This window comes from Tardiphaga sp. 841_E9_N1_2, from assembly GCF_051811065.1.
Taxonomy (GTDB): Bacteria; Pseudomonadota; Alphaproteobacteria; order Rhizobiales; family Xanthobacteraceae; genus Tardiphaga; species Tardiphaga robiniae.
This window is the reverse complement of the sequence record NZ_JBPWQC010000001.1, coordinates 699,932-721,264: the sequence shown is the minus strand read 5'-3', so window position 1 is coordinate 721,264 and position 21,333 is coordinate 699,932. Positions and strand designations below refer to the sequence as shown.

Genomic DNA, 21,333 nt, shown 5'->3' with positions numbered 1-21,333 from the left:
CATGCTCAAGTTAAGCGGTCGACGCGGCCGACGGAGAGAGCATGACTGCAACGCGCGATAAATTCGGCCGACCGATCGTTGTCGTCACGGGCATGGGTGTTGCGACATCGCTCGGCGCCGGCAAAGAGGACAACTGGGCCAAGCTCACCGCTGGCGAGTCCGGCATTCGCACCATCACGCGTTTTCCCACCGACGGCATGAAGACGACGATGGCAGGAACGATCGATTTCGTGCCGGTCGAGCCGTTTTCCTCCACCGACCTCTCCGAGAAGCTCGGCGAGCTCGTCACCGAGGAAGCCATCGCGCAGGCCAATATCGGCAGCAAGGGCGACTTCCCGGGCCCGCTGTTCCTCGCGGTTGCGCCTGTCGAAGTCGAGTGGCCGCAGCGCCAGGTGTTGGCCAAGGCCGCCGGCGCCAATAGCGATATCAATTACGACACACTGCTGCGCGTCGCCGGCGGCGGCAAGTTCGTCCAGTATCACCGCCGCTTCCTGTTCGGCTCGGTTGCCGACCATCTCGCGGACACGTTCGGCACCAAGGGCTCGCCGATCTCGCTGTCCACCGCGTGTGCCTCCGGCGCGACTGCGATCCAGCTCGGCGTCGAAGCGATCCGCCGCGGCGAAGCCGATGCGGCGCTGTGCGTGGCCACCGACGGCTCGGTGAACCCGGAAGCGCTGATCCGTTTCTCGCTGCTATCGGCACTCTCGACCCACAACGACCCGCCACAGAAAGCTGTCCGTCCCTTCGCCAAGAACCGCGATGGTTTCGTGATGGCCGAAGGCGCCGGTGCGCTGGTCCTGGAAAGCCTGGAAGCCGCCACCGCGCGCGGCGCCAAGATCCTCGGCATTGTCGCCGGTTGCGGCGAACTCGCGGACTCGTTCCACCGCACCCGTTCCAGCCCGGACGGCAAGCCGATCATCGGCTGCGTGAACAACGCACTGGTGGATGCCGGTCTGACGTCGGACCAGATCGACTACATCAACGCCCACGGCACCGGCACGCCGGAAAACGACAAGATGGAGTATCTCGGCATTTCCAGCGTATTCGGTGAGCGCGCCAAGGAAATTCCGGTCTCGTCGAACAAGTCCATGGTCGGCCACACGCTCTCCGCCGCCGGCGCTGTTGAGGCGGTGTTCTCGCTGCTCACCCTGGAACACCAGCGGATCCCGCCGACGATCAATTACGATGTTCCCGATCCGGCCATTCCGTTCGACGTGGTTCCCAATACCGCCCGCGATGCACGCGTGACGGCCGTGATGTCGAATTCCTTCGGCTTTGGTGGCCAGAATGCCTCGCTGATCCTCACCGGCGAGCCCGTTTAAGGCTCCCCGGCCCCGTTGGCCGCCCCTCGCCGGTTGACGTCATGACGTGAACCGGCGATACGCAGGCCATCCGAAATCAACCTTTCTTGCCGGAGACGCGGTTCATGCGTGCGCTCAATCTTGTTGCCGATCGTGAGCTCGTCGTCGTCGACGTGCCACCGCCCCCGCCGCCTGGTGCCGGCGAAGTGCAGATCCGCGTCAAGGCTGTCGGCCTGAACCATATCGACGTCTGGGGCTTCCGCGGCATGGCCTTCGCCAAGCGCAAGCTGCCGCTGTCGATCGGCGCCGAAGCCTCGGGCGAAGTCGCTGCGGTCGGTGAAGGCGTCACCCATGTGAAGCCCGGCCAGAAGGTCGTGATGTATGGTGCGCTGACCTGCGGGCACTGCAAGGCCTGTCAGGAAGGCCGCGACAATTTCTGCGAAAATGTCGGCGGTCTCTATGGCTTCCACATCGACGGCTTCTCGCGCGAACTGATGAACATGCCGGCGCGTCTGGTGATCCCTGTCCCTGACGGCATCAGCTTCCGCGACGCCGCCTGCGCCCCGATCGCCTTCTCTACCGTGCAGCACATGCTGTTCGACAATGCCAAGCTGCAGCCCGGCGAAACCATTCTGGTCCATGCCGGCGGTTCCGGCATCGGCACCGTGGCCATCATGATGGCCAAGAAGATCGGCTGCACCGTCATCACCACCGTGGGCGACGATTCCAAGATCGAGGGTGTGAAGGCCCTCGGCGCCGACCACGTCATCAACTATCGCAAGGATCGCTTCGAGGGCGAGACCCGCAAGATCACCAAGAAGAAGGGCGTCGATGTCGTGTTCGAACACGTCGGCGCTGACACCTTCAATGGTTCGCTGCTGGTGATGAAGCGCGGCGGACGTCTGGTCACCTGCGGTTCGACCTCGGGCCCGACCACGACGATCAACCTGATGCAGCTGTTCCAACAGCAATACCGCATCTTCGGATCGTTCGGCGCCACCATGAAGAACATTGCCGAGAGCCTCGACAAGATGGCTGACGGCATGCTGCCGGTGATCGATACCGAAGTGCCGATCAGCGATGTCGAGACCGCGCTGAAGCGGATGGAAACCCGCCAGGTGTTCGGCAAGATCATCGTTCACTTCTGATGCTTCGCCTGCTGCTTCGCACCAAGGCGCGCATTCGCGATGCCCTGAAGCCTGCAGGCGACGCTGCTGTCGGCGCACTGACGATCGGCATCCTGCGGACCACGCGCTATTTCGATCCGGTCAAAACCGCCAACCGGTTCGGCAAGATCACTCAGCGCATCGGCCCGCTGTTTCGCGAAGACAAGATCGGCCGCGCCAATCTCACCGCCGCCTTCCCCGAGAAATCACCGGAAGAAATCGAGAAGATCCTCGCGGGTGTCTGGGACAATATGGGGCGCATCGGTGCGGAATTCGCCCATCTCGACAAGATCTGGGACTATGACCCGGCCAATCCGACCAAGCCGAGCAATGTCGAATTCTCCGCGCGCACCGGCGAGATTTTCGATCAACTGCGCGACGACGGCAAACCGGCACTGATTTTCGCCAGCCATCTCGGCAATTGGGAAATTCCTGCGCTCGCCGCCGTGGCCCACGGCCTCGACGCCGCCGTGCTCTATCGCCGGCCGAACAGCGCCGCCGCAGACCGCGCCATTCATCAGACGCGCGCGATCAACATGGGCAATCTCATCCCGGCCAGCCATGACGCACCGCTCAAGCTCGCGCACGCGCTGAACGAGGGCAAGCACGTCGCCATGCTGGTGGATCAATGGTTCACCAATGGCGTCCCGGTGGATTTCTTCGGCCGCAAGACCAATGCCAATCCGATGCTGGCGCGGCTGTTGCGTCAGGTCGATTGCCCGATCCACGGTGTTCGTATCATCCGCCTGCCCGATCATCGCTTCCGCATCGAAGTCTCCGAAGAGGTGAAACCGGTGCGCGATGCCAATGGCAAGGTCGACGTTCAGGGCACCATGCAGGCGGTGACGTCCGTGCTGGAAGGCTGGATCCGGGAATATCCCGAGCAGTGGCTGTGGCTGCACCGGCGCTGGCGATAGCGCTCAGCGCCCCGTCTTTACCTTCGTCCACAGCCGGTTGATCACGCGTTGCGTCGCCGGATCGCGTGCGGTGATGACGAACAGCTTCTGAAGCATCGCCTCATCCGGATAGATCGTTTTGTCGTTCAGGATCTTCGGATCGATCAGCTTCTGGCTGGCGAGATTGCCGTTGGCATAGCCGAGGAAGTCCGAATTCTTCGCCGCGACATCCGGCCGGTAGAGGTAGTTGATCAGCTCATAGGCTTCATTGACGTTCTTGGCATCGGCCGGGATTGCCAGATTATCGAAGAACATCTGCGCGCCCTCCTTCGGCACGGCATAACCGATCTCGACGCCGTTCTTCGCTTCATCCGCCCGCGCACGCGCCTGGATGATGTCGCCGGACCAGCCGACCACCAGACAGATCTCGCCGGTCGCTAGCGCGCTCAGATATTCCGAGGAGTGAAACTTGCGAACATTGCCTCTGATCTTGCCGACGAGATCGGCGGCCTTTTCGAGATCCGGCTGCTTGGTGGAATTGGGATCGAGACCCAACGCATTCAACGCCGCCGGCAGAATGTCATCGGCGGAGTCCAGCATATGGACGCCGCAATCCTTGAACTTCGCAAGGTTCTCCGGCTTGAAGACGATATCCCAGCTATCGATCTTCGCGTCGGGCCCGAGGATTTTCGCGACCTGCTTGACGTTGTAGCCGATGCCGGTGGTGCCCCACATGTAGTTCGCGGCAAACTGATTGCCGGGATCGTAGATCGCGAGGCGCTTTGTCACCTCTGGCCAGGCATTGGCGAGGTTCGGCAGCTTCGCCCTGTCGAGCTTCTGGAACACCTTTGCGGTGATCTGCCGCTGCAGGAAATAAGCTGTCGGCACCACGACATCGTAGCCGGATTTGCCAGCCAGGAGACGCGTCTCCAGCGTCTCATTGGCATCGAAGGTGTCGTAGACGACCTTGATGCCGGTTTCCTTTGTGAACGCCTCCAGCACGCCGGGCGCCATGTAGTTCGACCAGTTGTAGAAGTTGACGACGCGCTCTTGCTTCTGGTCTTGCGCCTGCACGGGCAAGGACCACAGCAGCGCCGCTCCGACGACCCACGCGATCCCCTGCTTGCCCATGCGCATCAATTTCCCCTAGCGGCGATGAACGGCGTTGTGCAGACGCTCCAGCGCCGTATCGAGCGTTGCGTCGTTCTTGGCGAAACAGAAACGCACCACCGAGGTCACCTTGTCCTGCTCATAAAAGGCCGACACCGGAATGGCCGCGACCTTGTAGTCGTAGACGAGACGCAGGCAGAATTCCTCGTCGGTCTCGTTCAGTCCCAGCGGCGACAGATCGACGGTGAGGAAGTACGTGCCCTGCGACTTGATGACGGGAAAGCCGATACTTTCCAGACCTGCGGCCAGACGATCGCGGCTACGCGCGAGATCGGCGCGCATCGTCTTGAAGTAATCGTCGGACTTGCCGAGACCATAGGCCACCGCAACCTGCAGATTTGGCGCCGTCGTGAAGGTGAGAAATTGATGCACCTTGGCGCAGACGCGCAGGAGATGCGGCGCGGCGCAGACGAAGCCGATCTTCCAGCCGGTGAGCGAGAAGATCTTGCCGGCGGAGCCAACCTTGATGGTGCGATCGCGCATGCCGGGAATGGTGATCAGCGGGATATGGTCGTGGCCGTCGAAGGTCACATGTTCCCAGACTTCGTCGCAGATCGCGATCGTATCGAATTCCTGACAGAACTTCGCCAGCAGTTCGAGATCCTCGCGCGGCGACACCACCGCAGCCGGGTTGAGCGGGCTGTTGAACAGCACGGCCTTGGTCTTGTGATTGAAGACCGCGCGGAGATCTTCTTCCGTGAGACGCCAATGCGGCGGCTTGAGGCTGACCAGACGCGGAATGCCGCCGGCCTGCCGGATGATCGGCAAATAAGAATCGTAGACCGGCTGGAAGCACACGACTTCGTCGCCGGGCTCGACCACCGCGAGGATCGACGAGGTCAATGCCTCGGTACCGCCGGAGGTCACCATGACCTCCGTCATCGGATCAAGCGAGAGCTTGTGCCAGTGCTGGTAATGCGTGGCGATCGCCTGACGCAGCTCCGGGATGCCCATCATCGACGGATACTGGTTATAGCCGTTCAGCACCGCATCGGCGGCCGCCTGACGGATATCGTCGGGACCGGGATGATCGGGAAAGCCCTGCCCGAGATTGATGGCGTTGTGATCGCGCGCAAGCTGCGACATCGCCTCGAACACCGTGACGGGCAGCTCAGAGAAGATCTTGTTCATCGAGCGATCAGCCAACCTTTGTCGGCAGGCCTGCGGCCTTCCATCCAAGGATTCCACCGGCGAGGTGCTTGTCATAGGCAAGGCCATCGGCCTGGGCGGCCAGCGAGGCCGTCACCGAGCGCTTGCCGGAGCGACATGCGAAGACGATCTGCTTGCCCGCAGGATCGGGCAGATCGGCGCTATCGAAGCCCGACAGCGGCACCACGACGGCATCCGGATAGGCCTCAACCGCGACCTCGTTGGGTTCGCGCACGTCAACCAGCAAATACTTGCCTTCAGTGATCCCCTTGGACACTTCCTCGGGCGTCAAATCGTGAACGGTATGAGCTTCGCCTGCCACCACAACCTCCTGCCGCCCCGGTGTCCGGAGCGAATGCGAAGGGGCGGAAACGCCCCTGTTTTCGGGCGCCAACGTCGCCTCTCGCGCGGCGAAAATCAAGCGTTGGAAGAGCTTATTGTCGGGCCTGATCTTGCCCGAAAACCGCAAGCCCACTTTTCGGGATCAGGCCTAGATAGTCACCTGCGTACCCACCTCGACCACCCTCCCCGTGGGGATCTGGAAATAGTCGGTCGCGTCATTGGCAGTGCGGCTGAGCGCGATGAACAGATGATCCTGCCAGCGCGGCATGCCGGAATGCACCGCAGGCTTCAGCGCCCTGCGCGACAGGAAGAACGAGGTCGACATGATGTCGAACTGCCAGCCGGTCTTGCGCGCAATCGCCAGGGATTTCGGCACATTCGGCGATTCCATGAAGCCGAAGCGCAGCGTCACTTTCGAGAAGGTCGCGCTGATCTCTTCCATGCGCACCCGCTCACTGGGGTCGATGCGCGGCGTCGGTGCGGTTTCGATGGTGAGAATAACGTTCTTCTCGTGAAGCACTTTGTAGTGTTTCAGACTATGCATGAGCGCCGTCGGCGCACTCTGCGGATCGCTGGTGAGAAATACCGCCGTGCCGGCCACGCGCTGCGGCGGACGTTTCTCCAGCATGGCCACAAGATCGGCCAGCGGAAACTCCAGCTTGCGCGACTTCTCGAACAGCAGGCGGCTGCCGCGCCGCCACGTATACATCATGAGAATGATCACGCCGCCCATCACCAGCGGCACCCAGCCGCCGTCGAACACCTTCAAGAGGTTCGCGGTGAGGAACGTGACGTCGATCACCAGAAACGGCACGATCAGTGCCGCAGCCGCGATCGGCGACCACTTCCAGCCGCGCCAGATCACCACAAAGCCCATCATCGCAGTGACGACCATGGTGCCGGTGACCGAGATGCCATAGGCCGAGGCCAGCGAGCTCGATGACTTGAACAGCACGACAAGCACGATCACTGCGATGAACAGCAGCATATTGACGCGCGGAATGTAGATCTGGCCGGAATGCGACTCCGATGTGTGCCGGATTTCGAAGCGCGGCAGCAGGCCAAGCTGGATCGCCTGCTGCGTCAGCGAATAGGCGCCGGTGATCACGGCCTGACTGGCAATCACGGTGGCAGTCGCCGCGAGGATCACCATGGGGATCAGCGCCCAGTCGGGAAACATCAGATAGAACGGATTTTCCAGCGCAGTGGGATCATGCATCACCAGCGCAGCCTGGCCGAAATAGTTGATGGCCAGCGACGGCAGCACGAGAAACAGCCAGGCCAGCTGGATCGGCTTTTTGCCGAAATGGCCGAGATCGGCATAGAGCGCTTCGGCGCCGGTCACGGCGAGAAACACTGCGCCCAACGTCACGAAGGCGATGATGCCGTGATGGAACATGAAGTAGATCGCATGCACGGGATTGAGTGCCGCGAGCACTTCAGGATGCTTCACGATCTGCGGAATGGCCGCTACCGCGATCACGATGAACCATAGGCACATGATCGGTCCGAAGAACGTCGCGACCTTCGCAGTGCCACGCGATTGCACGGCGAAAAGCGCCACAAGGATCACGATGGTGAGCGGTACAACATAGGGATCGAAGGCGGTGGTGACGAGCTTGACGCCCTCGATGGCCGAGAGCACGGACAGCGCCGGCGTGATCACCGCGTCGCCATAGAACAACGCCGCGGCGATGATGCCGAGCATCACCACCACCGGCCCGCTCGATCCGATCGCGCGCTGGGCCAGCGCCATCAGGGCCAGCGGGCCACCCTCGCCGTTATTGTCGGCGCGCAGCAGCAGCACGACATATTTGAGCGTCACGACGATGATCAGGGCCCACAGGATCAGCGAGAGGACGCCCAGGATTGCTTCATTGTCGATGCCGGGCGCCTTGTGGCCCCCGGCCGCGACCAGCGCCTCACGGAGCGCGTAAAGCGGGCTGGTGCCGATGTCGCCATAGACGACACCGATACTGCCCATGACGAGCGAGCCGAAGCTGGCCGTCGAGTGCCCATGGGTAGGGTCCGCCGGGGATGCCGCGGCGGGAGATGCGCTATCGATGGTCATGGAAACGGCCTCGAAGACTTCTGAATCGCAGGTCTCTGAACAGCGGGGCAGCGAGGCCGTTCCCGGCCCCAATGATCACACTCGTTATAGCGTAAATCGGGGAACCGGACATGACAAAAGATGCTTAGATCGTCACCTGAGTACCGACCTCCACCACGCGTCCGGTGGGGATCTGGAAATAGTCGGTGGCGTCGTTCGCCGAACGGCTGAGCGCGATGAACAGATGGTCCTGCCACAACGGCATGCCGGATTGCGCCGACGGCTTCAGCGAGCGCCGCGACACGAAGAACGACGTCGCCATGATGTCGAACTGCCAGCCGAGTTTACGCGCGACGACGAGCGCCTTGGGGACGTTCGGCGATTCCATGAAGCCGAAACGCAGCTTCACCATCGAGAACTTATCACTGATATTCTCCATGCGGACGCGTTCTGCCAGATCGACCTTCGGCGTCTGCGCGGTCTCGATGGTCAGGATCACATTGTGTTCGTGCAGAACCTTGTTGTGCTTCAGATTATGCAGCAGCGCCGTCGGCACGAATTCGGGATCGCTGGTGAGAAACACCGCGGTGCCCTTTACGATATGAGGTGGGCGCTTTTCCAGGCTCTTGATGAGATCGCGCAGCGGCACTTCGATACGGCGCGTCTTGGTGATCAGGATCGCCGCGCCGCGGCGCCAGGTCCAGATCATGCCGGCCATCAGCACGCCGAACAGTAACGGCACCCAGGCGCCTTCCAGCAGTTTCAGGAGATTGGCACTGAGGAAGGCCAGATCGACGAACACCAGCGGCGCGATGATCGCAGCGGCAGTCGCGGCTTTCCAGTTCCACAGCTTCCAGATCACCACAAAGCCCATGATGCCATCGGCGACCATGGTGGTGGAGACTGCGATGCCATAGGCCGACGCAAGACCGCTCGACGATTTGAACAGCAGCACCAGCAGCAGTACGCCGATCAGCAGCAGACGATTGACCCGAGGCAAATAGATCTGGCCGGCATGGGTCTCGGAGGTGAAGCGCACTTCGAAGCGCGGCAGCAGCCCAAGCTGCACCGCCTGGCGCACCAATGAATAGGCGCCGGTAATCACTGCCTGGCTCGCGATCACGGTGGCGGCCGTCGCCAGCGCGATCAACGGCAACAGCATCGATTCTGGTGCCATCCGATAGAACGGATTTTCGATCGCGGCCGGGTTCGACAGCACGAGCGCGCCCTGCCCGAAATAATTGATCATCAACGCCGGCAGCACGAAGAAGAACCAGCCGTATTGAATTGGTCTGCGACCGAAATGGCCAAGATCGGCATAGAGCGCCTCGCCGCCGGTCACGGCGAGGAAGACTGCGCCCAGGGTCACCAGACCGATGGTCCCGTGGGTCAGCATGAACTGCACGGCATAGTACGGATTGATCGCCTTCAGCACCGTCGGATCATCGAAGATATGCGAGGCGCCCATTAGCGCGAGCGCCGTGAACCAGATGATCATCACCGGACCGAAGGCGGAGGCCACCTTGGCGGTGCCAATCCGCTGCACCGAGAACAGCACGACGAGAATCGCGACCGTGACCGGCACGACATAAGGTTCGAGCGCAGGTGCCTTGAGCTTGAGGCCTTCCACTGCCGAGAGCACCGAGATCGCCGGGGTGATCATGGAATCGCCGATGAACATCGAGGCGCCGATCACGCCCAGTACCATCAGCGGCAAACTCCGCCGACCCAAGGCACGCTGGCCGAGCGCCATCAGCGACAGCGTTCCACCCTCGCCATTGTTGTCGGCGCGCAGTAGGAACAGCACGTATTTGGCTGTCACGACGATGAACAGCGCCCACAGGATCAGCGAGAGCACGCCGAGCACGATGACGGGCGTGACCGGGGCGCCATGAGATGCGCCGTGTACCGCCTCACGGAATGCGTAAAGCGGCGACGTTCCGATGTCGCCGAACACGACGCCGATACTGCCGACCGTGAGCGACCAGAAGCCGGTATGAACCGGAACTTCGATCGGTCCCTCGCCTGTTGTTTCCGTAACGGCCATTCTGCTCGTAACGCCTCTGGACAATCCGGACCCGGCTATGGCGCGCCGGGCAATGCCAGTCAACCGGGACACTAGCCTATCCTGCCGCAGATCGCTTATCGGGAGCGCAGCAAAAATCGGCATTGCCCAGCAAAAAAAGAGGCTGGAGCAGTAAAAAAGGAATTGACTGTTTTACGGCTTGAGGTTTGGCGGCAGCGGCGGGTCTTCCCGCATCAGCGTAATGGTCACCCGCCGGTTGGCAGCCATGGTCGGATCATCGGGGAATAGCGGCTGGCTGTCTGCCTTGCCCGACACCGAGAAGATATGGGACGACGGCAAGCCTTCCCGTTCGAGAATCTGCCGAACGACATTGGCGCGATCGGCCGACAGATCGAATGCATCATATTCGCTGCGCGCCGGCACGAAGCCCGCGGCGGTGTGACCGACGATAGCCACGCGCAGCGGCGTTGCCTTCAGCGGTCCGGCGAGTTTCTGCAGCAACAGGCGGGTGCGCTCATAGGGAACCTTGGATCCGTCAGCAAACATCGAGCGGCCGTTCTGGTCGATAATTTCCAGATTGAGGCCCTGCTTGGTTTCCTCGAACATGATGTTCTTGGAGATCTCGTTGATCTCCGGCATGTCCTGCAGCGCCTGCCGCAGTGATGCCGAGGCGAGCGCGAATTCGCGGTCCATCTTCAGCTTGGCGCCCGCGGGACGGCCGCCCTTCTCGCTCGGACTGGTGATGTTCGACGCATCGTCCGGCGACACATGGTCCTTGTTCTTCGTCTGACCGCGCGTCGGCAGACCATCGGATTCGATCACACCTGAGTAACGCGCATCGGATTGCACGCCGAATGCTTCGCGAACCGAGCCGGCAACGATCTTGAGTTTGGCGCCATCAGGGCTGGAGAATGCCACCAGCATGACGAAGTAGCTGAGCAGCAGCGCCATCAGGTCGGCGAAGGTCACGAACCAGCCATGGCCGCCGTGTGCTTCTCCGCGTTTTTTCTTCGCCATCGGACGTGCTCCGAGCCTGCCTCCAGTGTGTTACGCTGGGACCGGCTCACTTTCGTCATGGCGGTGCTTCTCGGGCAGATAGGCCAGCAGCATTTCGCGGACCAGCGCCGGGCTCTTCGAGTCGCGGATCATCAGGATGCCGTCGATGATGAGTGTGCGGTTGGTTTCCTCATCGAGCACCTTGACGTGCAGCTTGTCGGCAATGGGCAGACAGATCAGGTTGCCGACGATCGCACCGTACAATGTGGCGAGTAGCGCGACAGCCATGAAGGGGCCGAGCTTGGACGGATCGGACATGTTCGAGAACATCTGCACCATGCCGAGCAGCGTGCCGATCATGCCGAAGGCCGGCGCGCAATCGCCGATGGCGCGGTAGATCTTCGAGCCTTCGTCGAGATGCATGAGGAAATTGTCGCGGTCGCGCTCGAGATTGTCGCGGATGAATTCGAGATCGTAGCCGTCGGCAACGAAGCGGATTCCCTTGGCAAGGAATGCGTCATCAGTTTCGACTTTTTCGAGTCCGACCGGTCCCTGCTTCCTCGCGATTTCCGCGATGCGGGCGAGTTCGTCAACGAGGTCACGCGCGTTCAGGCGGCTCAGCGTGAATGCAAATTTGGCGCCGAGCGGAATGCCATGAAGGATGGACGAGAGCGGAAAGCGGATCAGAGTCGCAGCAAACGAACCGCCGAAAATGATGATGACGGCGTGGATGTCGTAGAACATCCCGAAGCTGCCGCCCATGAGGACCAGGGTACACAGCACAATGATGCCAGCGACAAAACCGACGAGTGTTGTGATATCCATGTCAACTCCGACGCTATACACGTATCGAACGACGCCCGTCCTGGACGGCGGCACGCCTCGAGATCAGGCCGCGCGAAGGTACCTTAGCGATACTGCGATTAAGGACGCGTTACCGCTTCACGGTTCATTAACGACAGATTAATGACGTGCGAGCACGCGTGGAACGATACGGAAAGTTCGTTCAGCAGACCGATTGAGGATGATTGTGCGGCGTCAAACAGCGCGCTGGACGACCACGAAGGTACGTGACCCCGGCGCGTGGGTCGGGTCATCGAGAAACTCGATCGGCTTGAGGCCGGCGGCCACGCAGAAGTCGGCGATCGTATTCTTCGGCAACGGCTTTGCACCCCGCCACGACGTATCCGCCGTCAGCGGATCCTTGCCGAGCAGCGCCTTGATCCTCTGGATGACAGGTGTCGGGACGAACTTGGCGATATGCCAGAGGATCGTCGGATATTCGTGCGCAGTTCGGAAGTGAATGAGTCCAAGCGCGGATGGACGCAGGATGCGGGCAACCTCGACCAGATTGGCCTTCACGACGTCATGCGACGGCATGTGCTGAAAGACCTCATATGACCACACGAAGTCCGCGGTCTCGGACGCACACGGAAACACGACGCCATTGCCGGCGAGGAAGTCGAGATTGCTGAACGCCGCTGCCGCCGCCTTGGCCTTTTCCACCATGACGTCGGACACATCGATGCCAACAGCCCTGGTGAAACGCCGGCCAAGCGCCTGCGTGAAACGTCCGACACCGCAGCCGATATCGACCGCCGTCTTGCCGACGGGATCAACTGCATATTTTGCGAGAACAGGATCGATCAGCAGCGTCGCGCGTTCACGACCGAGTGCGAAGAATTTTTCGGGATCGTGATCCCACAGCTCGGTCTCGACGTAAAAGAACGGGTCACGATTTGCACGCTCATTCCAGGCTTTCTTCATATCCTTGGTCTGAGGCAATACCGTCTCCAATGTCCGTTTTAACGGCGGAACCGGCAGTTAGCCCGAAGCCCTCCGGCCGCGCAAGCAACCGGAGCTGGTTCGGGTTGATCGGCATCTAACCTTTATCGTTAGTCTTAATAGCCCCGGATTTCAGTGTATTTCCGACGAGCGCGCCATCGCCTCTTTCAGCTTCTCGAGCGTGAATGACGGGCTGCGCGCGATATCGAGAATGGGTGTCTCGCGCCGCCCGCATAGCTCTGCCGCTTCCGGCAGTTTCGCGGCGACATCGAGCGGGATCACAACCGCGCCGTGTTGATCGACATGGATCAGATCGTCCGAACGGACACTCATGCCAGCCACGCGGACCTCATGACCGAACTCGCTCACATGCACATGCGCGTGCGACGGGCCGATCGTGCCGGCGAGCGCCTGGAAGTCCGGCGCCCATTGGGGGATATCGCGGATCGAGCCATCGGTGACCACACCGAGGCAACCGAGCGCCCTGTGGACGGCGCTGTTCACCTCGCCCCAGAACGCGCCATAGCCCGCGTCGGGCCCGTCGATATCCTGGATCACGCTGATGCGCGGACCGATGCCCGTGCCGACATAGTCGTAGTAAGCGAGCCGCCGCGCCTTCTGCTCCGCGGCAGGCAGGCCGGAGGCTATGGTCGCGCGAATGGTCGCGGTGCGCGCATAGCCGACGATGGGCGGCAGATTGGGAAACGGACAAACCAGCGGACGCGTGGTGTAACCGATCAACCGGCGCTCGGGGGCGACGATCTCCATCGCATTGCAGATGGTCGGCGTGTCGTAGCGGCCCAGTGCTTCCAGAACGGATGCGGGCAGCGGACCGGTCGCGGAATTCGTCACGGCGTTTCTCCTGTGGGTGATTATCGCATCCCGTCTTCGCGGGACGTCGTCGTCGCTGAGTGACTCCGGATATAGCCGACTTCACTGCATGCCCAAAACGAAATGCAGCCGCTTTCGTCGGGGCTGCTATCGCAGGGGAAAGCGGCTGCATGAATTGTTCGCGAGATGGACAATCAGTTCAGGCGTGCGGGCCGATCATCCGGTGCGATCTCGGGTGCACCCGGCGTATAGGGCGGCGATGCATGGGGCGCCGCCGGATCGACAGGGACCACCGACTGCGCGGTCAGCGCACGTTCCTGATCGCGATACGATTTCCAGCCCAGCGGAAGGCTCAGTAGATACATGATGGAGAGCGCCGACAGGATGTGCCAGGGGTAACCGATCAGCAGCGCGATGAAGAGCACGACGCCGACGAACACTGGCAGCACCAGCTCGCGGGGCACCCGCATGTTCACGGCTTTGCCGGAGAACACCGGCAGCCGCGACACCATCAGGAAGCCAACCAGCAGCGTGTAGAGGGTCGTCAGGATGGCCGGCGGCATCGGCATGCCCAGGAAGCCCAGATAGATCGGCAGCATCACGGTGAGTGCGCCCAGCGGCGCCGGCATGCCCGTGAAAAAGTTCGCGGCAAAGGCCGGCTTGTCCGGATCGTCCATGGTGGCGTTGAAACGCGCCAGCCGCAGACTGCCGGCGATGGCGAACACCATCGCGGCGATCCAGCCGGCATTGCTGAGATCGTGGAGCTGCCAGAAATACAGGATCAGGCCGGGTGCCACGCCGAAATTGACGAAGTCAGCCAGGCTGTCGAGTTCGGCGCCGAATTTGGACTGGCCCTTGATCATGCGGGCGACACGGCCGTCGACACCATCGAGCACGGCGGCGAACACGATGGCCGCCACGGCCAGTTCCATCCGCCCCTCGGTGGACAGGCGGATCGCCGTCAGGCCGGCGCAGATCGCCAGCAGCGTGATCATGTTCGGCACCAGCATCCGGATCGGAATGGTCCGGAACCGGCGGCGGCGCGTCTCGGGAGACTGGTCAGGAGGCATTTGCATGGCGTGATCCTAGCAAATCCCACCCTGCTCCGCCATTGTGGCGTCCTGCCGCCCAAACCGGCAGGAAATCGGGGTTAATCGACGCGGTAGGTGCGGCCGCCGTCACCGATCCTGAAATCGGCCAGCACGGTCTCGCCGGCAATCGCGGTCTGCCCCACGGCCACCAGCGCCTTGCTGCCTTCCGGCAGGTAGATATCCAGCCGGGAGCCGAAACGGATCAGGCCAAAGCGCTCGCCGGCGCTCAGGGTCTGGCCCTCGCGCACGAAGGACACGATCCGGCGCGCCACAAGCCCGGCGATCTGCACCACGCCGATCCGGCCGCCGGGGGTCGAAATAACCAGCGAATTGCGCTCGTTGTCCTCGCTGGCCTTATCCAGCTCGGCATTGATGAACTTGCCCGGCCGATAGGCAATGCGCTCGATCCGGCCAGCCACCGGGCTGCGGTTCACGTGGACGTTGAAGACGCTCATGAACACCGAAATGCGCAGCAGCGGCTGATCGCCGAGGCCGAGTTCAGCCGGTGGCAGCACCGGCTGCACCATCGACACTTTCCCGTCGGCGGGCGACACCACGACACCCTCGCGGGTCGGGGTCACGCGGACCGGATCGCGGAAGAACAACGCGCACCAGACCGTCAGCACCGTGCCGATCCAGCCCAGCGGCGTCCAGATCCAGAACAGCACCAGGCTCGCCAGCGCAAAGGCGCCAATGAACGGATAGCCTTCCTTGTGGATCGGCGGGATCTGGCCACGGATAGAATTTGCGATGGACATTTAAGCTCTATCTTTCTTCCCCTCTCCCCCAAGCAGCGAAGCTGCGCAGGCGGGAGAGGGTGGCGCGACGCGCAGCGGCGTGCCGGGAGAGGGGGCTGGCGCGGAATGGCCAAGATGTTCAACGATCACCTCAAGCACTCCATCCGTGTTGTTGAACACCTCATTATTCCAGAACCGCAGAACGCGAAACCCTTGTTGTTGAAGCCATTGGTCTCGGGTTTGATCCGGTTTGCTGTCAGCATGCTGCCCGCCATCGACCTCAATGACGAGGCGCCGTTCAAGGCAGACGAAATCAACGATGTATCGCCCAATCGGCACCTGACGCTTGAATTTGAAGCTCTGAAATCGGTGGGCGCGCAGCCGATACCAGAGCTGCCGCTCGGCATCCGTCATATTGGCGCGCAAAGCTTTGGCCTGATCCCTCGCCATGCCCCCTCTCCCGTCTCGCCCGCTAACGCGGGCGATCCACCCTCTCCCGCCAAGCGCAGCTTCGCCGCGCTCGGGGGCGAGGGAAAGAGAAAGAATCACTCCGCCGCGTCAGGCGTCATCAGGCGATCGTCGTCGACCGGCGGCGGGGTGCGATTGGGGGCGATGGCATCGTCGCCGATCTGGGCCAGCCGCTCACGGGCCTCCTGGGCCTCGCGCTGCCGGTTCCACATGCTGGCATAGAGACCGCCCGCGGCCAGCAACTGGCCATGGGTACCGCGCTCGGCGATCCGGCCCTGATCGAGCACGATGATCTCGTCGGCGCCGACGATGGTGGACAGCCGATGCGCAATCACCAGCGAGGTGCGGCCCTGCGAAACCTTCTCCAGCGCGTCCTGGATCTCCTGCTCGGTATGGCTATCGAGCGCCGACGTCGCTTCATCGAGCAGCAGGATCGGTGGCGCCTTGAGCACGGTCCGCGCAATGGCCACGCGCTGCTTCTCGCCGCCGGAGAGTTTCAGGCCGCGCTCACCTACTTCGGTCTCATAGCCCTTTGGCGACATCCGGATGAACGGGTCGATCTGCGCCATCCGGGCGGCTTCCTCGACCTCCGCGTCGGTTGCGTCCCAGCGGCCATAGCGGATGTTGTAGCGGATGGTGTCGTTGAACAGCACGGTGTCCTGCGGGACCATACCGATTGACTGGCGCAGCGAGGCCTGCGTGACATTGCGAATGTTCTGGCCATCGATGGAGATCGTGCCACCGGACACGTCATAGAGCCGGAACAGCAGCCGCGAGATCGTCGACTTGCCGGCGCCCGACGGGCCGACGATGGCGACGGTCTTGCCGGCCGGCACCTCGAAGGAGAGCCCCTTCAGGATCGGCCGCTCCGGGTCATAGGCGAAACGCACGTCGTCGAAGCGCACAGCGCCTGATGTCACCAGCAGCGGCTTGGCGCCGGAGATATCCTTCACCTCCGGATTGCGGTTCAGGACACCGAACATCTTCTCGATGTCGATGATCGCCTGCTTGATCTCGCGATACACCATGCCCATGAAATTCAGCGGCTGGTAAAGCTGGATCATCATGGCGTTGATCATGACGAAATCGCCCACCGTGTGGGTGCCGTTGCGCACGCCGACCGCGCACATCAGCATCGTTGATGTCAGACCGAGCGTGAAAATGATCGCCTGCCCGGTATTGAGCACGGCCAGCGACGTATAGGTCTTGACGCTGGCGCGCTCGAAGCGTTCAACCGTCTTGTCGTAGCGTTCGGCCTCACGCGTTTCGGCGCTGAAATATTTGACCGTCTCGTAGTTCAGCAGCGAGTCGATCGCCTTGGTATTCGCCTCGGTATCGGACTCGTTCATGTTGCGGCGGATCGCGATGCGCCACTCGGTCGCGAGATAGGTGTAGTACATGTAGACGACCACGGTGATCGCCACGACCAGCACATAGCGCCAGTCGAACTGCCACAGCAGCACGCCCATCACCAGCAACAGCTCGACGATGGTCGGCACCAGTTGCAGGATCACCATGCGCACGATGACTTCGATGCCTGCGCGGCCGCGTTCGAGCACACGCGTTAGGCCACCGGTCTTGCGCTCCAGATGGAAGCGCAGCGACAGTTCGTGCATATGGACGAAGGTGAGATAGGCCAGCTTGCGCACCGCATGCATCGCCACCTTGGCGAAGATGCCGTCGCGCCATTGCGTGAAGATCGCCATCAGCACGCGGATCGCGCCGTAGCTGACGGTCATGGCGACCGGCGATGCGATCAGCCACAGCGTCCAGTTCGAGGACTGGACCGGAGCCGTATCGGCACCGGTCAGCGCATCGATCGCCCATTTGAAGGTGAACGGCACTGTCAGTGTGGCCGCCTTGGCGACCAGTAGCAGCAGCATCGACCAGACGACGCGCATCTTCAGGTCGTCGCGGTCGCCCGGCCAGATATAGGGCCACAAATGGGCGAGCGTTCCGAACAGCGTGCCGCGTTCGATATGGGCCGGGTTAGGAACTGTCTCGTCGTTCAGCGCGGGATCGGAATCAGACATGCACGGCGCCTGGAACGAACGGAGCTGCGGCCCGGGGCCGGCTCAAAATGGAGGTCGATTTCATTAGAATGCATATAGGCGCTTTGCCGGAACGTCGCACCCTCGCAGAGCATTCTTTTCCCTGCGGAGAGGTGTCCCGGGCAGGAATTTCCCGTATCACGTTCATTCCGTGTCTTGACGCTGTTATCCCGCAGTGCCACATGGAATCTATGAGCACAATTAAAACGATCTGCGTCTATTGCGGCTCCGGCCCCGGTACCAATCCCAGTTTCGTCGAATCAGCGGTCGCGCTCGGCAAGATCATGGCCGAGCAAGGCATCGGCTTGGTCTATGGCGGCGGCTCCATCGGCCTGATGGGCGCGGTCGCCAAGTCCGTGCTGGACAATGGCGGCCGGGTCACCGGCATCATCCCGGAATTCCTGACCAAGCGCGAAAACGCGCTGACCGCCGCCCAGGAACTGATCGTTACCCACGACATGCATGAGCGCAAACGGCTGATGTTCGAGCGATCGGACGCCTTCGTCGCTCTGCCCGGCGGCATCGGCACGTTGGAAGAGCTGGTCGAACAGCTCACCTGGCAGCAGCTCGGCCGCCACAGCAAGCCGATCCTGATGGCCAATATCGATAACTTCTGGGAGCCGCTGCTCGAGCTGCTCAAACACATGCGCTCGACCGCCTTCATCCGGCCGACACTGCCGCTGGACGTGCTGACGGCCGACCGTGCCGAAGACATCCTGCCCCGGCTCCGCACCGCTGCGGCGCTGGCTTCCGACGAAGCCAAGAAGCTGGCTCCGGACGTCGCGACGCGGCTCTGAGACCTGCTACGACGTGGTGGCGTCGTCCTTCGGGAACGTCACCACCTCGATGCGATTACCATCGGCATCGGCGATGAAAGTCGCATAGTAGCGCACGCGATCATGCGGCCGCAGCGAGGGCGCGCTTTCCGAGACGCCGCCAGCGGCCACGGCTGCCGCATAAAACGCATCCACTTCATCCGTCGTCCTCGCGCGCAGGCAAAGATGCACGCCGCTATCAAGCGGCAGCGGCACCATGCCTGCACGCAGATTGAGCCAGACTTCCGGATAGGTCTTGCCGAACCCGACCATTGCCGGACGTGTTACCAGTCGGGTCATGCCAAGCGGCGCGAAGCTGCGCTCGTAGAATGGCACGGCCCGTTCGAGATTGCTGACCGCGATGGAGATGTGATCGATCACCGGTCTTCCTCCCCTGCCTTCTTCGATTTAGGACGCCCCGGATTCACCCAGCGTCTTCTGCATCGTGGTGTTGGCAAGCCACTCGTCATTAACAGGCACGCTGTTGCGCTGTGTCGGGATATACCCCCGCTTCTTGAAGAAGGGCTCGGCGGTGTCGCTGGCATCGACGGTCAGCAGCTTTGCGCCGCGCGCACCGGCCAGCCTCTCGATCGCATCGATCAGCAGTGATGCCACACCCCGAAGGGCGGCATTGGGATGCACGTAAAGCAGGTCGATGTGATTGGCGCCCTTCAGCGATGCAAAGCCGACCGGCACGCCGTCCAGCGTCGCAATCAGCGTGAGTTGCGACGCCAGCCGCTTGCCGAAGGCCACTTCGTCATCGACCGTAGCGGCCCAGGCTTCCTGCTGCGCTTCGCTGTAGTCCTCGCCCGTCAATTCCTCGATGCTGGCCACGTAGATCGCAGCCGCAATCGCGGTGTCATCCGGCAGGAACGGCCGCAATGCCGGTTTCGCCTCGCCCATCGCGCTCACCAGAAATCCACCAGCTTCAGCGCCAGCGCGATGGCGCCGATGATCAATGCCCACTTGAGGGCGATGTAATATTTCCAGTGCTTTGGAAACGGTGTGTCGGGTCGGCTCATCGCGCGATCTCCCAGGTGGTGCCTTCCTTCGAGTCTTTGATGACGACGCCCATGGCGGCAAGTTCGTCGCGAATACGATCCGACTCCTTGAAGTCCTTGCGGGCCCGTGCGGCTGTACGATCCGCAATCAAACCATCGACCTTTGCTGCATCGATCCCGCTGGCCTGTTGTTTGCGTCCATTCCACTCTGCTGCCGTTTCCGACAGGAAACCGAGCGCACGCAACGACGCTGCAAACTGGCTGCGATCGCCGTCATTGCCTGCGGCCGCACTGTTGCGAAGACCGTGCAGCGCTGCAACAGCCAGCGACGTATTCAGATCGTCGAACATCGGCTCCATCACCTTGTCGGAGACGTCGCCACCTGTTGCATCCGCTGCGACCCAATACCAATCATCGAGCGTCTTGGCGCTTTCTTCCAAACCTTTCACGGTCCAGTCGATCGGCGAACGATAGTGTGTCTTCAGCATGTTCAGGCGCAGCACTTCGCCCGGCCAATCTTGCAGCAGTTCACGGATCGTGAAGAAGTTGCCGAGGCTCTTCGACATCTTCTCGCCTTCGACCTGCAGGAAGCCGTTATGCATCCAGTAATTCGCCATCGCATGCGTACCGTGCGCGCAGCGCGACTGGGCGATTTCGTTTTCATGATGCGGGAAGATCAGGTCGAGGCCGCCGCCATGAATGTCGAAGATCGTGCCGAGATAGGCCTCCGCCATCGCCGAGCACTCGATGTGCCAGCCCGGACGGCCCCTGCCCCACGGACTGTCCCAGCCGGGCTCTTCCGCGGATGACTGCTTCCACAGCACGAAGTCGGTCGGATGCTTCTTGTGCGCATCGACGGCGACGCGCGCACCGGCCTGCTGGTCTTCAAGTTTGCGGCCGGAGAGTGCGCCATAGTCGGCCATAGACTGGGTGTCGAACAACACTTCGCCCGCAGCCTCATAGGCGTGGCCGCGCGCGATCAATTCCCTGATCAGCGTCACCATATCGGTCTTGCCGTCGGGTCGCGGCAGCACGAAGTCCGTGGCCCGCGGCTGCACCGTCGGCGACAGGCAGCCTAGCGCTTCGACGTCGGCCTGAAACTGATTGGCCGTGGTCTCCGTGACCCGGCGGATCGCCTCGTTCAGGGGCAGGCCCGGAAAGTCGCGCAACGCGCGATCGTTGATCTTGTCATCGACGTCGGTGATGTTGCGGACATAGGTGACTTTGTCGACTCCGTAGACGTGTCGCAGCAGCCGGTACAGCACGTCGAACACGATGACCGGGCGCGCATTGCCGATATGGGCGAAGTCGTAGACCGTCGGCCCGCAGACATACATCCGGACATTGTCGGCATCGATCGGCGTGAAGACGCGCTTCTCGCGGGTCAGAGTGTCGTAAAGGCGCAGTTCCATGGATGTCCGTCCCTAGCGGCCGGGCGTCCTCTCATCCCTCTTGAGA

20 protein-coding genes are annotated in these 21,333 nt (G+C 62.0%); 4 read left to right on the top strand and 16 right to left on the bottom strand.

Going from position 1 to position 21,333, the window contains the following annotated elements; translation table 11 throughout:
- The first annotated feature begins 41 nt into the window (after nucleotides 1-41).
- From AB8A50_RS03155 to AB8A50_RS03145, 3 genes are all read left to right on the top strand, one after another.
- Nucleotides 42-1,322, top strand: a complete 1,281-nt coding sequence (locus AB8A50_RS03155; RefSeq protein WP_089267167.1) for a beta-ketoacyl-ACP synthase — start codon at nucleotides 42-44, stop codon at nucleotides 1,320-1,322.
- A gap of 104 nt (nucleotides 1,323-1,426) precedes the next feature.
- Complete coding sequence (locus tag AB8A50_RS03150; protein WP_089267166.1) at nucleotides 1,427-2,449, top strand: zinc-binding dehydrogenase; 1,023 nt, start codon at nucleotides 1,427-1,429, stop codon at nucleotides 2,447-2,449.
- Nucleotides 2,449-3,384 carry a lipid A biosynthesis lauroyl acyltransferase gene (locus AB8A50_RS03145; RefSeq protein WP_089267165.1) on the top strand — a complete coding sequence of 312 codons (936 nt, stop codon included), beginning with the start codon at nucleotides 2,449-2,451 and terminating at the stop codon, nucleotides 3,382-3,384. The genes AB8A50_RS03150 and AB8A50_RS03145 overlap by 1 nt, the downstream gene beginning before the upstream one ends.
- A 3-nt stretch (nucleotides 3,385-3,387) precedes the next feature.
- Here the strand turns inward: AB8A50_RS03145 and AB8A50_RS03140 are convergent, their stop codons facing one another.
- From AB8A50_RS03140 to AB8A50_RS03080, 13 genes are all read right to left on the bottom strand, one after another.
- Nucleotides 3,388-4,500, bottom strand: coding sequence for a polyamine ABC transporter substrate-binding protein (locus tag AB8A50_RS03140; protein WP_176454709.1), 1,113 nt, complete (start codon nucleotides 4,498-4,500; stop codon nucleotides 3,388-3,390).
- Between the two features lie 9 nt (nucleotides 4,501-4,509).
- Entirely contained in the window at nucleotides 4,510-5,664 is a 1,155-nt protein-coding gene (locus AB8A50_RS03135) for an aminotransferase (protein ID WP_439076802.1), read from the bottom strand.
- 7 nt (nucleotides 5,665-5,671) lie between these two features.
- Nucleotides 5,672-6,004, bottom strand: a complete 333-nt coding sequence (locus AB8A50_RS03130; RefSeq protein ID WP_093758906.1) for a rhodanese-like domain-containing protein — start codon at nucleotides 6,002-6,004, stop codon at nucleotides 5,672-5,674.
- A gap of 168 nt (nucleotides 6,005-6,172) precedes the next feature.
- Nucleotides 6,173-8,095 (bottom strand): potassium transporter Kup, encoded by a 1,923-nt coding sequence (locus tag AB8A50_RS03125; RefSeq protein ID WP_231080935.1) that lies wholly within the window; start codon nucleotides 8,093-8,095, stop codon nucleotides 6,173-6,175.
- A gap of 124 nt (nucleotides 8,096-8,219) precedes the next feature.
- Nucleotides 8,220-10,121 carry a potassium transporter Kup gene (locus AB8A50_RS03120; RefSeq protein ID WP_120291028.1) on the bottom strand — a complete coding sequence of 634 codons (1,902 nt, stop codon included), beginning with the start codon at nucleotides 10,119-10,121 and terminating at the stop codon, nucleotides 8,220-8,222.
- A 171-nt stretch (nucleotides 10,122-10,292) separates the two neighbouring features.
- Nucleotides 10,293-11,117 (bottom strand): OmpA/MotB family protein, encoded by an 825-nt coding sequence (locus tag AB8A50_RS03115; RefSeq protein WP_068730582.1) that lies wholly within the window; start codon nucleotides 11,115-11,117, stop codon nucleotides 10,293-10,295.
- 30 nt (nucleotides 11,118-11,147) lie between these two features.
- A complete protein-coding gene (locus AB8A50_RS03110; RefSeq protein WP_068730581.1) occupies nucleotides 11,148-11,921 on the bottom strand; it encodes a motility protein A in 774 nt (257 codons plus the stop codon).
- A gap of 213 nt (nucleotides 11,922-12,134) precedes the next feature.
- Entirely contained in the window at nucleotides 12,135-12,881 is a 747-nt protein-coding gene (locus AB8A50_RS03105; protein ID WP_439076800.1) for a class I SAM-dependent methyltransferase, read from the bottom strand.
- 132 nt (nucleotides 12,882-13,013) lie between these two features.
- Nucleotides 13,014-13,733 (bottom strand): RraA family protein, encoded by a 720-nt coding sequence (locus AB8A50_RS03100; RefSeq protein ID WP_439076798.1) that lies wholly within the window; start codon nucleotides 13,731-13,733, stop codon nucleotides 13,014-13,016.
- 173 nt (nucleotides 13,734-13,906) lie between these two features.
- Entirely contained in the window at nucleotides 13,907-14,782 is an 876-nt protein-coding gene (pssA, locus tag AB8A50_RS03095; protein ID WP_175367517.1) for a CDP-diacylglycerol--serine O-phosphatidyltransferase, read from the bottom strand.
- An 80-nt stretch (nucleotides 14,783-14,862) separates the two neighbouring features.
- Nucleotides 14,863-15,561: a phosphatidylserine decarboxylase gene (locus tag AB8A50_RS03090; RefSeq protein WP_068730577.1), complete on the bottom strand. Its 699-nt coding sequence runs from the start codon at nucleotides 15,559-15,561 to the stop codon at nucleotides 14,863-14,865.
- Nucleotides 15,562-15,990, bottom strand: coding sequence for an endonuclease domain-containing protein (locus AB8A50_RS03085; protein WP_089267158.1), 429 nt, complete (start codon nucleotides 15,988-15,990; stop codon nucleotides 15,562-15,564).
- Between the two features lie 95 nt (nucleotides 15,991-16,085).
- The gene (locus AB8A50_RS03080) at nucleotides 16,086-18,041 is read right to left on the bottom strand and encodes an ABCB family ABC transporter ATP-binding protein/permease (RefSeq protein WP_439076797.1); all 1,956 of its coding nucleotides are present in this window, start codon (nucleotides 18,039-18,041) and stop codon (nucleotides 16,086-16,088) included.
- Between the two features lie 209 nt (nucleotides 18,042-18,250).
- Here AB8A50_RS03080 and AB8A50_RS03075 point away from each other — a divergent pair, with 209 nt between their 5' ends.
- Nucleotides 18,251-18,856 (top strand): TIGR00730 family Rossman fold protein, encoded by a 606-nt coding sequence (locus AB8A50_RS03075; protein ID WP_089267321.1) that lies wholly within the window; start codon nucleotides 18,251-18,253, stop codon nucleotides 18,854-18,856.
- Between the two features lie 6 nt (nucleotides 18,857-18,862).
- Here the strand turns inward: AB8A50_RS03075 and AB8A50_RS03070 are convergent, their stop codons facing one another.
- From AB8A50_RS03070 to cysS, 3 genes are all read right to left on the bottom strand, one after another.
- Entirely contained in the window at nucleotides 18,863-19,255 is a 393-nt protein-coding gene (locus AB8A50_RS03070) for a VOC family protein (protein ID WP_439076795.1), read from the bottom strand.
- A 27-nt stretch (nucleotides 19,256-19,282) separates the two neighbouring features.
- Nucleotides 19,283-19,777, bottom strand: coding sequence for a GNAT family N-acetyltransferase (locus tag AB8A50_RS03065; protein WP_439079911.1), 495 nt, complete (start codon nucleotides 19,775-19,777; stop codon nucleotides 19,283-19,285).
- A 115-nt stretch (nucleotides 19,778-19,892) separates the two neighbouring features.
- The gene (gene cysS, locus AB8A50_RS03060) at nucleotides 19,893-21,287 is read right to left on the bottom strand and encodes a cysteine--tRNA ligase (protein ID WP_439076794.1); all 1,395 of its coding nucleotides are present in this window, start codon (nucleotides 21,285-21,287) and stop codon (nucleotides 19,893-19,895) included.
- Between the last annotated feature and the right edge of the window lie 46 nt (nucleotides 21,288-21,333).